This is a genomic window from Saccharopolyspora antibiotica (assembly GCF_047200635.1).
Lineage (GTDB): Bacteria > Actinomycetota > Actinomycetes > Mycobacteriales > Pseudonocardiaceae > Saccharopolyspora_C.
In genome coordinates, this window is the sequence record NZ_JBJZOI010000007.1 from 107,305 (window position 1) to 120,301 (window position 12,997).

The 12,997-nt window shown below is 72.7% G+C and carries 10 protein-coding genes; 1 reads left to right on the forward strand and 9 read right to left on the reverse strand.

The features are described from left to right. Positions 1 to 242: 242 nt before the first annotated feature. The 8 genes from ACL03H_RS07255 to ACL03H_RS07290 all read right to left on the reverse strand — a co-directional run bounded on the left by ACL03H_RS07255 (position 243) and on the right by ACL03H_RS07290 (position 7,958). Positions 243 to 1,319, reverse strand: a complete 1,077-nt coding sequence (locus ACL03H_RS07255; protein WP_412810326.1) for an ABC transporter ATP-binding protein — start codon at positions 1,317 to 1,319, stop codon at positions 243 to 245. Then, positions 1,316 to 2,314, reverse strand: coding sequence for an ABC transporter ATP-binding protein (locus ACL03H_RS07260; protein WP_412810327.1), 999 nt, complete (start codon positions 2,312 to 2,314; stop codon positions 1,316 to 1,318). Before ACL03H_RS07260 ends, ACL03H_RS07255 begins: the two co-directional genes overlap by 4 nt. A gap of 40 nt (positions 2,315 to 2,354) precedes the next feature. Then, positions 2,355 to 3,284, reverse strand: coding sequence for an ABC transporter permease (locus ACL03H_RS07265; protein WP_412810447.1), 930 nt, complete (start codon positions 3,282 to 3,284; stop codon positions 2,355 to 2,357). A gap of 5 nt (positions 3,285 to 3,289) precedes the next feature. Continuing rightward, positions 3,290 to 4,300: an ABC transporter permease gene (locus ACL03H_RS07270; RefSeq protein ID WP_412810328.1), complete on the reverse strand. Its 1,011-nt coding sequence runs from the start codon at positions 4,298 to 4,300 to the stop codon at positions 3,290 to 3,292. Positions 4,301 to 4,457: 157 nt separating this feature from the next. Further along, positions 4,458 to 6,146 carry an ABC transporter substrate-binding protein gene (locus tag ACL03H_RS07275; RefSeq protein WP_412810329.1) on the reverse strand — a complete coding sequence of 563 codons (1,689 nt, stop codon included), beginning with the start codon at positions 6,144 to 6,146 and terminating at the stop codon, positions 4,458 to 4,460. Positions 6,147 to 6,452: 306 nt separating this feature from the next. After that, the gene (locus ACL03H_RS07280) at positions 6,453 to 7,031 is read right to left on the reverse strand and encodes a uridine kinase family protein (protein ID WP_412810330.1); all 579 of its coding nucleotides are present in this window, start codon (positions 7,029 to 7,031) and stop codon (positions 6,453 to 6,455) included. Further along, entirely contained in the window at positions 7,028 to 7,624 is a 597-nt protein-coding gene (recR, locus tag ACL03H_RS07285; RefSeq protein ID WP_412810331.1) for a recombination mediator RecR, read from the reverse strand. Before recR ends, ACL03H_RS07280 begins: the two co-directional genes overlap by 4 nt. Positions 7,625 to 7,637: 13 nt before the next feature. Then, positions 7,638 to 7,958 (reverse strand): YbaB/EbfC family nucleoid-associated protein, encoded by a 321-nt coding sequence (locus tag ACL03H_RS07290; RefSeq protein WP_412810332.1) that lies wholly within the window; start codon positions 7,956 to 7,958, stop codon positions 7,638 to 7,640. Positions 7,959 to 8,329: 371 nt separating this feature from the next. Between ACL03H_RS07290 and ACL03H_RS07295 the strand changes: the two genes are divergently transcribed. Next, the gene (locus ACL03H_RS07295) at positions 8,330 to 10,141 is read left to right on the forward strand and encodes an alpha/beta hydrolase family protein (RefSeq protein ID WP_412810333.1); all 1,812 of its coding nucleotides are present in this window, start codon (positions 8,330 to 8,332) and stop codon (positions 10,139 to 10,141) included. 560 nt (positions 10,142 to 10,701) lie between these two features. On the opposite strand, the gene ACL03H_RS07300 is transcribed toward ACL03H_RS07295, so the two are convergent. Further along, positions 10,702 to 12,924, reverse strand: a complete 2,223-nt coding sequence (locus tag ACL03H_RS07300) for a DNA polymerase III subunit gamma and tau (RefSeq protein WP_412810334.1) — start codon at positions 12,922 to 12,924, stop codon at positions 10,702 to 10,704. Positions 12,925 to 12,997 lie beyond the last annotated feature (73 nt).

Sequence of the window (12,997 nt, forward strand, 5' to 3'; positions counted from 1 at the left end):
TATCACCAGATCGCACCACGGAGTACTCGCGCGAGGTGTCCTCCCCGCCCGGACCTGGTGCCGACCACGATTTCTCGAGAAATCGCGATGGGTGCGGGGAGATTTCGCGAGAAATCGCGCTCCCGGCTCGGGTGCCGGTCAGGCGGGGCGGGACCGGTGCGGGGCCGGCCGGGACCCCCGGCCGACGCGGGTCGATCGCGCGCCGCCACGACGGTTCGCGGGAGCCGCCGGACCCGGCCGGCTCACGCCGGGTCCTGGGGCGGAAGCGCTCCGGCGGGAATGTCCTCGGCGTAGTGGCAGGCGACCCGGTGGCCGGGGGTGAGCGTGCGGAGCTCCGGGCGCTCGGTGGCGCAGCGCTCGGGTCGGCGCCACGGGCAGCGGGTGTGGAAGCGGCACCCCGTCGGCGGGGACGCGGGCGACGGCAGGTCACCGGAGAGCAGGATCTGCTCCCGCTGGTCCTCCACCACGGGGTCGGGCACGGGCACCGCCGACAGCAGCGCGCGGGTGTAGGGGTGCCGGGGCTCGGCGTAGAGCTCGTCGGAGGACGCCTCCTCCACCAGCCCTCCCAGGTACATCACCCCGACCCGGTCGGCGATGTGCCGCACCACGGCGAGGTCGTGCGCGATGACCAGGTAGGTGAGCCCGAACTCCCCCTGCAGGTCCTCGAGCAGGTTCACCACCTGCGCCTGCACGGAGACGTCGAGCGCGGAGACCGGCTCGTCGGCGACGATCAGCTCCGGGCCGACGGTGAGCGCGCGAGCGATGCCGATGCGCTGGCGCTGGCCGCCGGAGAACTCGTGCGGGTACTTGCGCAGTGCGGAGATCGGCAACCCGACGGCCGCGAGCAGCTCGCGCAGCCGGGCGGCGGTGGTCTCGCGGTCCCGGTCGAGGCCGTGCGCGCGCATCCCCTCGACCAGCAGCGCCTCCACGGACTGCCGCGGGTCCAGCGAGGACAACGGGTCCTGGAAGACCATCTGCATCCGGCTGCGCATCCGGCGCAGCGGTTCGCCCTTCATCCCGGACAGGTCGGTGCCGTCGAAGACGACGGTGCCGCCGGTGGGCCGCTCCAACCGCAGCAGCGCCCGGCCGAGGGTGGACTTGCCGCAACCGGACTCGCCGACGAGGCCGTAGGTCTCGCCGCGCCGGATGCGCAGCGACACCCCGTCGACGGCGTGCACGTGGCCGACGGTGCGGTCCAGCAGCACGCCGCGCTTGATCGGGAAGTGCACGGCGAGATCGGTGACCTCGACGAGCACGTCGGTGTCCTGCCCCGGGGCGCCGAGCGTGCCGAGGGCGCCGTCCGCGTTCGTGTTCGTCATGGCAGCTCCGCAGTGCTCACGGCGTCCTCCCGGACGGGGTTGTGGCAGCGCAGGAGGCGCGCGGCCACGTCGATGCTCTCCTCGGGCGGTTCCTGCTCGCAGACCTCCAGCGCGTTCGGGCAGCGCGGGCAGAAGGCGCAGCCGGTGTCCCACGGGATGTTGTCCCCCACCGAGCCGCGGATCGGCGCGAGCCGCCGCCCGCGCGGGGAGTCCAGCCGGGGGACGGAGGCCAGCAGCCCGGAGGTGTAGGGGTGGCGGGGCCGGGCGAACAGGTCGTGCCGGGTCGCTCGCTCCACCACGCGGCCCGCGTAGAGCACGTTCACCTCGTCGCAGAGCCCGGCGACGACGCCCAGGTCGTGCGTGATCATGATCAGCGCGGTGTCGGTGTCGGCGACGAGCTCGGCCAGCAGGTTCAGGATCTGCGCCTGGATGGTCACGTCCAGCGCCGTGGTCGGCTCGTCCGCGATGAGCAGCCGGGGCCGGCAGGCCAGCGCCATCGCGATCAGCGCCCGCTGCCGCATCCCGCCGGAGAGCTGGTGCGGGTACTCCTTGAGCCGTCGCGTCGGGTCCGGGATGCCGACCCGGCGCAACAGCTCGGCGGCCTCCGGCATGGCCTGCTTGCGGCTGCGGCCGCGGTGGCGCTCGATGACCTCGGACACCTGGAGGCCGATCGGCACCACCGGATTCAGCGAGGTCAACGGGTCCTGGAACACCATGCCGAGATCCCGGCCGCGCCGCCGGTCCAGCTCCCGGCGGCCGAGCCCCAGCAGCTCGGTCCCGTCGAAGCGCACCGATCCGCTGACCTCGGCACCGCGCTGCGGCAGCAGCCCCATGATCGCCAGCGAGGTGACGGACTTGCCGCACCCGGACTCCCCGACCAGGCCGACGGTGCTCCCCGGCTCGACGTCGAAGGAGATGCCGTCGACGGCCGTCGTCGGCGGCTCGCCCCGGCGGCCGAACACGACCGACAGGTCGCGGACTTCCAGCAATGCCATATCCCAGGTCCTCACACGTGGAAGGTCGTGGACACCGCGCTCATCGGCGCCGCTTCGGGTCCAGCGCGTCCCGCAGCGACTCGCCGACCAGGGTGAAGCCGAGGGCGACGAGGACGATGCACCCGGCCGGCCAGAACGCGAGCTGCGGGTGCGAGTCGATGACGCCCTGCGCCCCGCCCAGCATCTGCCCCCACTCCGGCACCGAGTCGTCGGCCGCACCCAACCCGAGGAAGGACAGCGCGGCCGCGTCGATGATCGCGGTGGCGAGCACCAGCGTGGCCTGCACGATCACCGGCCCCAGCGCGTTCGGCAGCATGTGCCGGAACACGATGGCGCTCTCCCGCACGCCCAGCGCCCGCGCGGCGAGCACGTGATCGCTGGCCCGCTGCGCGAGCATGGTGCCGCGCAGCAACCGCCCGAAGATCGGGACCTGCACGATCGCCACCGCGAGGATCACCGTGAACCGGCTCTGCTGGACGAACAGCGCCCCGATCGAGACCGCCAGCAGCAGCGAGGGCACCGACAGCAGGACGTCCACGCACCGCATCACGAGCGCGTCGACCCAGCCGCCGAACGCTCCGGCCAGCACGCCCAGCACCAGCCCACCGCCGAGCCCGATCACCGTGGCGGACACCGCCACCAGCAACGTCTGCTGCGAGCCGAGCAGCAACCGGGAGAACAGGTCCCGGCCGTACTGGTCGCCGCCGAGCGGATGGCCGGGCTGCGCGGGCGGGATGGTGTTCTCGGCGCGAGACACCTGGTCCTCCAGCAGGTGCAGCCCCGGATCGTGCGGTGCGAGCAGCGGCGCGGAGAGCGCCAGCAGCACGAACAGCCCGATGATGGTGGCCCCGACCAGGAACACGGGGCTGCGCCGCAGCCGTCGCCAGGCGGAGCCCACCAGGCTCACGCCGACGTCCGACGCGGACCCGGCGAGTTCGTCGACGCGCGTCCGTCGCGCGGTGGGGTTCAGCACGGTCACCTCGCCCGGAGTCTGGGGTCGATCCACGCGTACGACAGGTCGACGAGCAGGTTGACCAGCACGTACACCATCGCCGATGCCAGGATCACCACTTGCAGCACCGGGAAGTCCTTGCGTTCGAAGCCGACCGCGACCGCCTGGCCGATCCCGGCGATGTTGAACACCCGCTCGGTCAGCACCGCACCCGCCAGCAGCGCCCCGGTCTGCAGACCGATGGTGGTGACCACCGGAAGCATCGCGTTGTGCAGCACGTGCCGACGGCGGATCACCCCGGCGCCCAGGCCCTTCGCCCGGGCGGTGCGCACGTAGTCCTCGTCGAGCACGTCGAGCACCGCGGCCCGGGTGATCCGGAAGATCACCGCGAACGGGATGGTGGACAGGGCGACCGCGGGCAGCAGCAGGTGCACCAGCGCGTTCCACGAGGCGTCCCACTCGCGGGTCAGCAGTCCGTCCAGGACGTAGAAGCCGGTGACCCGGGTGGCCTCGATCCCGGTGTCCTGCCTGCCGGAGGCCGGGAGCCAGCCCAGCTCCACGGCGAAGACGAACTTCAGCAGGAACGCCAGGAAGAACACCGGCACGGCCACGCCCACCAGCGACCAGGTGATGCTCAGGTTGTCCCACCAGCCGCCGCGGCGGCGCGCCGCCAGGTAGCCGAGCGGGACACCGATCGCCACGGCTAGCAGCAGCGCCAGCAGCGAGAGCTCCAGCGTCGCCGGGAAGCGGGTGAGGAACACCTGCACCGCCGGGGTGCCCCGTTCCACTCCGGTGGAGGTGCCGAAGTCACCGCTCAGCGCGCGCAGCACGAACTTCCCGTACTGCGCCCAGATCGGCTGGTCCAGGCCGAGCTGCGCCTCCAGGGCGGCGCGGGACTCCGGGGTGGCGCGGTCTCCGAGCAGCGCGGAGACCGGCCCACCGGGCAGCAGCCGCAGCCAGCCGAACAACAACATGGACAGGACGAAGACGACCAGCACCAGCTGGGCCAGTCGCCGGATCGTGTAGCGGAGCAAGCGTCCCCCGTTGCGCGTCGTGATCGTCGGAGCGGCTCGGGCCCTCGTCGCCCACCACCGGGCCCGGCCCCGGTGGACGACCGCGCGATTTCTCGAGAAATCGCGCCCGTCCGTGCCCGGCCGCCGCGATTTCTCGAGAAATCGCGGCGGCCTCAGGTCAGCCGGTGACGGTGACCCCGGCGAACTCCTCGGCGGTCAGCGGGGACGGGATCAGCCCCTCGACGTTCTCGCTGACCACGATCGCGGGCGGCGAGTGCGACAGCGGGATCGCGGGGAGGTACTCGGAGAGCAGCTTGCGGTTGATCTCCTGGTACATCCCGCCGCGCCGCGCCTCGTCGGGTTCGCCGTCCGCGGCCCGCAACTCCTCGGCCAGCCGCTCGCCCCAGGGCGCGGGCTCCGTGTAGAACCGGTTCGTCGGCGTGCCGAAGAAGGTGCCGATGAAGTTGTCCGGCGTGTTGTAGTCCCCGGTCCAGCCCAGCAGGAAGACGTCGGCGCGGGCGTTGTCCACGTCGTCGATGTAGCCGCCGTTCCACGGCTTGCTCACCGCGTTCACCGTGATCCCCGCTTCGCGCAGGTCCTCGGCGATCGCGTTGAAGATGCCCTGCGGGTCCGGCATGTAGGGCCGGGTGACCTCGGCGGGCCAGTAGAAGTTGACCGCGAGGTCCGAGGCTCCCGCCTCGGCGAGCAGCTGCCGCGCGCGGTCCGGATCGTGCTCGTACCGCTGCACGTCCGGGGCGTAGCCGTCGACGGTCTCCGGGTAGAACTGGGTCGCGACCTCGGCCCCCTCGGGCAGGTTCGCCTGGACCAGGTTCTCCCGGTCCACCGCGTGCGCGAGCGCCTGGCGCACCCGCAGGTCCCGCAGCTTCGGGTTGTTCTTCTGCGTGATGCCCAAGTACATGATGTTGAACGGATCGCGGATCTCGACCTTGTTGCCCGAGTCGCGCAGCGACTTGAGGTCGGCGGCGTTGGGCAGGTCGTAGCCGTCGATGCCACCGGATTCGAGTTCCTGCTTGCGCGTGGTCTCGTCCGGGATGATCCGGAAGGTGAGGTCGTGCAGCTTCGCCTTCTCGCCCCAGTAGTCCTCGTTGCGCTGCAAGCGGATCGCGGCGTTGCCCTGGTCGTAGGAGACGAAGGTGAACGGGCCGGTCCCGGTCGGGTGCGACTGCGCGTACTCGGGGTAGACGAAGCTGTCGCCCTGCGCCCGCACGTCGTTGGCGCGGTAGCGGTCCATCGCCGTCGGCGACTGCATGCTGAACGCGGGCAACCCGAGCAGGTCGGGGAACTTCGAGGTGGCGCGGGTCAGGTGCACCGTGGCCGTCGCGGGATCGGGGTTCTCGCAGGAGGCGTACAGCGAGGGCTGGGCGCCGTCGGCGAAGCCGCCGAAGTTCTCGATCCAGTAGTACGACAGCGCGTTGTTCTGCCCGGCGCCGGTCTGGTTGTACCAGCGCTCGAAGTTCTTGCAGACGGCCTCGCCGTTGAAGTCGGTGCCGTCGTGGAACTTCACGCCCTCGCGCAGGTGGAAGGTCCACGACTTCCCGTCGGGGGTGTGCTCCCAGCTCTCGGCGAGCTCGGGTTCCACCTCGGCGGTCCCCGCCTTGAACCCGACGAGGCCCTCCATGATCTGCCGGGTGACCCGGAAGGTCTCGCCGTCGGAGGCGTAGAAGGGGTCGAACAGGTCGGGCGCGCCCGCGGCGCCGAAGGTGAAGCTGCCGCCCTCACCGCCGCCCTCCCCGCGCTGCGACTCGGCGCACCCCGCCGCGGCGGCGGCGAGCGCGCAGGTGATCCCGACGATCGCGATCCGGCGCCCGGCTCCGCGCGACCGGCGCGACCTCGACGGGTCTCTCATCCCAGCACCCCTGATCATCCAGCACCTCGATGTGTCTCAGGTCTCACAGTGCTGAGAACAGTAGTCGGGTTCGCTCCCCCATTGGAGTAGTTCAGGTTACGATCTCGCTACCTGAACGACGTTTACCGAATCCGATTGCGCCCGACTCCGGGAAAAACGGGAATTACCCGAAGCGGAATCCGATCCCGCCGCTGACCTGCGCGGACCGGCGGGGAAATGGGCAGGCCCATCGGGATCGCGCGCCTGGGCCGAGAAGATCAACGAGATCTGATCCGTTCGCCGGAACCACGCGAGGAGCGGTGCGAGTCAATTCCGCTCGGAATCGATCCGGAAATCGGCGCGTTCCCGGGTGCGGTCGGCGGCGAACCACTCGCGCTCGAAGCGCTGCCAGCGGCGCAGCTCCGCCCGGGATGCCTCGCCGTCGCGGGCCACCGCCCGTTCCAGGCGTCGCTCCGGCCCCACCGGCTCCACCCAGATCGCGCAGGACAGCAGCGGGGCCGCCGCCGCGCGCGCGGCCGACACCCCTTCCAGCACCAGGACCTCCGGCACCGGTACCGCCACGTGCGCGCCGAGCACGGGACGCCCGCCCGGCCACTCGGTGCGCCGGTACCCGCCCGCGAGCCCATTCCGCAGCGGGTCGAGGACGCCCGCGCGGAACCGGGGCCACCAGTCCACGGGCTCGTCCCAGGTGGCGAAGTCGTCGGTGCGGATCAACCGCACCGCACCGGGGAGCCGGGCCACCAGCAGCTCGGCGAAGGTGGACTTGCCCGCCCCGGAAGGCCCGTCCACGGCGGCCCAGCGCACCGCGCCCAACCGGGGCGGCGCCGCGCGGATCCGCTCGGCCGCCACCTCGGCGACCGAGCGGAACGAGCGCGCGGTGCTCACATCGCGCGGCGGCCCGACAAGGCGCGGCCCAGCGTCAACTCGTCGGCGAACTCCAGGTCACCGCCCATCGGAAGCCCCGACGCCAGCCGCGTCACGTTCAGGCCGGGGAAGTCCCGCAGCATCCGCACCAGGTACGTCGCCGTGGCCTCCCCCTCGGTGTTGGGATCCGTCGCGATGATCACCTCGGTGATCTCGTCGGCACCGATGCGCGTGAGCAGCTGCCGCACCCGGAGCTGGTCCGGCCCGATGCCCGACAGCGGATCCAACGCCCCGCCCAGCACGTGGTAGCGGCCCTTGAACTCGCGGGTGCGCTCCACCGCGAGCACGTCCTTGGGCTCCTCCACCACGCACACCAGCGCGGCGTCGCGGCGCGCGTCCTGGCAGATGCGGCACTTCTCCCGCTCGGAGACGTTGCCGCAGATCTCGCAGAACATGACGCCTTCCTTGACCTTCTGCAGCACCTCCTGCAGCCGGGTCACGTCCGCGGGCTCCGCCGCGAGCAAGTGGAACGCGAGCCGCTGGGCGCTCTTCGGGCCGATGCCCGGGAGCCTGCCCAGCTCGTCGATCAAGTCCTGGACCGGACCTTCGTACACGGTGGACGCCCCGTCACATGCCCGGGATGCCGAGGCCCGAGCCCTGGCCGCCCAACGCCCCGCCCAGCGGACCCATCTTCTCCGCCTGCAGCTCCTGCGCCACCCGGTTGGCGTCGCGCACCGCCGCGACCACCAGGTCCGAGAGGGTCTCGGTGTCCTCGGGGTCGGCGGCCTTCGGGTCGATCGAGACCGACTTGAGCTCGCCGGTACCGCTGACGACCGCGCTCACCAGACCCCCGCCCGCGGAGCCGCTGACCTCCGCTTCGGCGAGTTGCTGCTGGGCGCTCATCAGCTGCTGCTGCATCTGCTGCGCCTGCTCCATGATTTGCTGCATGTTCGGCTGGCCACCCGGTTGCACCGTGGTCCTCCAGAGCTGTTCTCGGGTCTCCGCTGGAGCTCGTCGCCTGGTGATCGCGCCCGGCGCTCCCGGCCGCGCGACCGGCTCGAACCCAGCTCGGGCACGTGCCCGAACCGGGCACTCCTCCAGGGTAGTCGGACCGCGGCGGACACCGGCGAAGGCTGGGCCGACGCCCCGGCTGCCCCACCGGGCGGAACCGGCACCGGGCCCCTCGCGGAGGCGACGAGCAGGACCGGTCGGGCCTTCCGCTCGTACCGCTTCAAGGTCCAGCGCGAAGCCGCGTTCACCCGCACCGGCAGCGCCTCCCGGCCGGTTCGCCGCCCGTGACCGCGTGACAAGGTGATCACATGGCGGTGGACATGGTGCGGTTACTGGAACTGGCGAGCTGGCGCGCGTTCGACGTGGACGAGGCCGGGCGCGTGCTCGCCGGCTCCGACGAGTCCGGCTCGACGCAGCTCGTGGAGCTCTCCCCGAACGGCGGCGTCACCGCGCTCACCGCGCTCTCCGGCGCCGTCACCGGCCGGTACCTGCCGGGTGAGCGGGCGGCGGTCATCCAGCACGACACCGGCGGCAACGAGCGCGGCCAGCTCTCCCTGATGCGGCTGGACCGCCGCCGCACCCACCCCGCCGGGCTCGACGACCTGCAACCCCTCGTGCGGGACGCGCGCTACGTGCACCGGCTGCTGGACGTGCTGCCCGGGCGGCTCGTCTACGCCACGAACCGGCGCAACGGGGTGGACTTCGACGTCGTGATCCGCAGCGCGCTCACCGGCGAGGAGCGCGTCGTCTACGACGGCGGAGGCATGGTGCAGGAGGTCGTGGCCTCCCCCGACAGCCACTACGTCGCGCTCACGCTGCCCGGCGAGCAGCCGATGTCCGATCAGATCCTGCTGGTCAACACCATGCCCGCCACCGAGGACGAGCGGGTGCGGACGCTCAGCGGTCCCCGGGAGCACACCCGCAACACCCACATCCGCTGGCTGCCCGACGACTCCGGTCTGGTGGTGAACACCAACGCCGGGCGGGACCGCATCGGGATCGCCCGCCTCGACCCGCGCACCGGGGACCGCAGCTGGCTGGTGACCTCCGAGGAGCACGACCTGCTGGGCTGGCTCTCCCCCGATGGCCGCGCGCTGCTCGTGCAGACCAACGACGACGGCGCGGGCCGGCTCTCGCTGCACGACGCCCGCACCGGGGAGCTGCGGCGCGAGATCGCGCTGCCCGGGGACGGCTGGTGCGCCTTCCCGCTCCCCTCACCGGTCTGGTCGCCGAACTCGCGACTCGTCGCGCTGTCGTTCAGCTCCCCCGAGGTGCCCGGGGACGTGCTCGTGCTCGACGTGGCGGAGGGGAAACCTCGGGCCAGGACGGACTCGGCCGCCGCGCTCGCCGGGGAACGCCTGGTCACGCCGACCACGCACCGGGTGCCCGCACCGGACGGGGCCGGGGTGCCGTGCTTCGCCTACCAGCCCGAGGACCCCACCGGCTCCTCGGTCCTGATCATCCACGGCGGGCCCGAGGGGCAGTCGGTCCGCACCTTCAACCCGGTCGTGCAAGCCCTCGCCGCGCAGGGGCACACCGTGCTCGTGCCCAACGTGCGCGGCTCCACCGGCTACGGGAAGGCCTGGTACAGCGCCGACGACCGGCGGCTGCGGCTGGACTCGGTGCGGGACCTGGCCGCGCTGCACGACTGGCTGCCGGAACTCGGGCTGGACCCGAAGCGGTCGGCGCTGTGGGGCGGGTCCTACGGCGGGTACATGGTGCTTGCCGGGCTCGCGTTCCAGCCGGAGCGGTGGGCGGCCGGGGTGGACATCGTGGGCATCTCCTCGCTGGTGACCTTCCTGGAGAACACCTCGCCGTACCGGCGGGCGCACCGGGAGCGGGAATACGGGTCGCTGGCCGAGGACCTCGACTTCCTGCGGCAGGCCTCACCGCTGACGCACGTCGCGGAGATCTCGGCGCCGCTGTTCGTGATCCACGGGGCGAACGACCCGCGGGTTCCGCTGTCGGAGGCGGAGCAGCTGGCGACGGCGGTGCGGGAGAACGGCGTGGAGTGCGAGCTGCTCGTCTTCGACGACGAGGGCCACGGCCTCGCGAAGCGCTCCAACCGCCTCGACGCCTATCCGCGGGCCCTCCGCTTCCTCACCCGTCACCTCATCTGACCTCGCCCCAGCGCCCGAGCTCCGGAGATTTCGCGAGAAATCGCGCGCCCCGCACCGCCCCTGCCCCACCAGCCGCACCGCCGAGGCACCGCGATTTCGTGAGAAATCGCGGTGCCTGCACCACTCGCACCGGCCTGCACCGAGGGCGCAACACCTGACCTGCGGCGATGCCCGGGGGTCGCAACTTCACGAGAAATCTCCCCACCCCACCTGGTCGAGCGGACGGAGATTTCTCGCGAAATCGCGTCCCCTGCCCCAGCCCTGGCCAGCCAGCGGCGGGACCGAGGCGTCGCGATTTCGCGAGAAATCGCGGTGGGTGTACCAATCGTGCCGGTCTGCGCCGAGGGGCAGCGTGTGAACTGCGGCGATGGTCGGGGCGCGATTTCGCGAGAAATCTCCCCGGTCCGGGCGGGGAGGGGAGATTTCGCGGGAAGTTGCGGGGGCGGCCGCGCCGGGGTGGGTGGCGCGGCATCGGCCGGGACCGGTGCGGCGCGCGGCGCGAGCGGGGGCTCCTCCCGCCGCGGGAGGGTGCGGGTGGTGGGAACGCGCGCCGGAGCGCGTCAGTCGTCGATCTTGCGGGCGCCGAGTTCGGCGGCGAAGAGCTCGACGGCCTCCTCCTCGCGGTCGCGACGCGGGACGGCCTCGGCGGCCGAGGCCGGTGAGGAGCCGACGATCATGGCTTCCTCGTCCTCCTCGTCCGGCGGCGGCGCGGGCGGGAGCGCGTCCTCCGGCGGAGGCTCGTCCTCCGGGGGCGGCTCCGGCGGAGGCGGGATGTCGTCGGCGGCGGGTCGCGCCCGGCCGGCCGCCTGGCCGCCGGGACGGCGCGCGGACCAGTCCGTCGCGGGCTTGCGCTGCGCCGCTCCCTCGGTGCGCGAGGAGGGCTGCGGCCGCGACGGAGCGGGCCTGCTCGGCTGGGCCGGGGATCCCGACTGCCCGGGTGCCTGCGGCGGCGGGGCGGCCCCGGCCTCGACGCAGCGCACGTCGTACTCCGCACCGGAGCCGAGAACCTCCCGCAGCGACTCCCGGACGAAGTCGATGCGCCGCTGCTGCGAGAACTGCTTCACCAGCCCGGAGGTCGGCATCGTCAGCACCAGCGTGCCGTCTGCGTAGTCGTGCACCGTCGCGTTGAGCAGCAGCGCCTGCGTCGGCCGGTTCCGCTGGGCGACGGCGCGCAGCACGTCCGTCCAGACCCGGCGCACGTCGGCGGCGCCGAAGCCGGTGGAGTGCGCGGCGCCCGGCTCGGCGGCGGCGGGCTCGGACGGTTCGGACGCGGCGGGCCGCTCGGGCGCCGCCGGCACGGGGCGTTCGGGTGCGGGCGGCTCGGTCGCGGCCGGAGCGGAGTGCTCGGGAGCGGAGCGCTGCGGGGCGGGCCGAGCCGCCGGGGCAGCAGGCCGCGGCTGCTCCGCCGCGGGAGCCGGTTCCGGACGAGCCTGTTCAGCGGGGGTGGCGGAGCCGCGATCGCTGGGCCGCTGGAACACCCGCCGCCCGGCGGACGCCGACTCCCCGGCGGGAGCAGCCGGACCAGTCGGAGCGGCCGAAGCAACCGGAGCGGAGGGAGCGGCCGGAGCAGCGCTCGGGCCACCGCTGTCGGGCGCGGCACCACCGGTCTCGGCGGGCGGGGCGAGCGTCATCCGCCGCTCGACCTGCTCCAGCCGCTGCAGCAGCGCGGCCTCCGACTCCGCCACCGCGGGCAGCATCATCCGCGCGCACAGCAGTTCCAGCAGCAACCGGGGCGCGGTCGCCCCGCGCATGTCCTGCAGCCCGGAGTGCACGATCTCCGCGAACCGGGACAGCGTGGCGGCACCGAGCTGCTCGGCCTGGGTCTGCATCTTGGTGAGCTCGTCCCCCGCCGCGTCGATCAACCCGCGATCTCCCGCGTCGGGGACGGCGTGCAGCAGCACCAGGTCCCGCAGCCGGTCGAGCAGGTCGGAGGCGAAGCGGCGCGGGTCGTGCCCGGCCTCGACGAGCTTGTCGACCGTCCCGTACACGGAGGCGCCGTCTCCGGCGGCGAGCGCGTCGACCATGTCGTCGATCAGCGCGACGTCGGTGACCCCGAGCAGCGCGACGGCCCGCTCGTAGGTGACGCCCTGCTCGCTCGCCCCGGCCAGCAGCTGGTCGAGCACGCTGAGCGTATCCCGCGCCGAACCTCCGCCGGCGCGGATCACCAGCGGGTACACGGCGGGCTCGACCCGCACGTCCTCGTCGGCGCAGATCCGCTCCAGCAGCTCGCGCATCACGCCGGGCGGCATCAGCCGGAAGGGGTAGTGGTGGGTCCGGGACCGGATGGTGGTGAGCACCTTGTCCGGCTCGGTGGTCGCGAACACGAAGATGAGGTGTTCGGGCGGTTCTTCGACGATCTTCAGCAGGGCGTTGAAGCCCTGCGTGGTGACCATGTGGGCCTCGTCGATGATGAAGATCCGGTACCGCGACTGGGCGGGCGCGAAGAAGGCCCGGTCCCGCAGCTCGCGGGTGTCGTCCACACCGCCGTGGCTGGCCGCGTCGAGCTCGACGACGTCGACACTGCCGGAGCCCTCGGGGGCGAGCGCCTCGCACGAGTCGCACTCCCCGCACGGGTCCGGCGTCGGCCCCTGCGCGCAGTTCAGCGACCGGGCGAGGATGCGCGCGCTGGAGGTCTTCCCGCAGCCGCGAGGCCCGGAGAACAGGTAGGCGTGGTTGATCCGCTGCGCCGACAGGGCGGTGCGCAGCGGTTCGGTGACGTGCTCTTGGCCGACGACCTCAGCGAAGGTCGCCGGACGGTACTTGCGGTAGAGGGCGAGCGCCACGGCCGAAACCCTACGCGGTGGGACCGACAGCCCGGATCGGGGCGGTCCGATCGGAAGGGCGACATCGGGGACG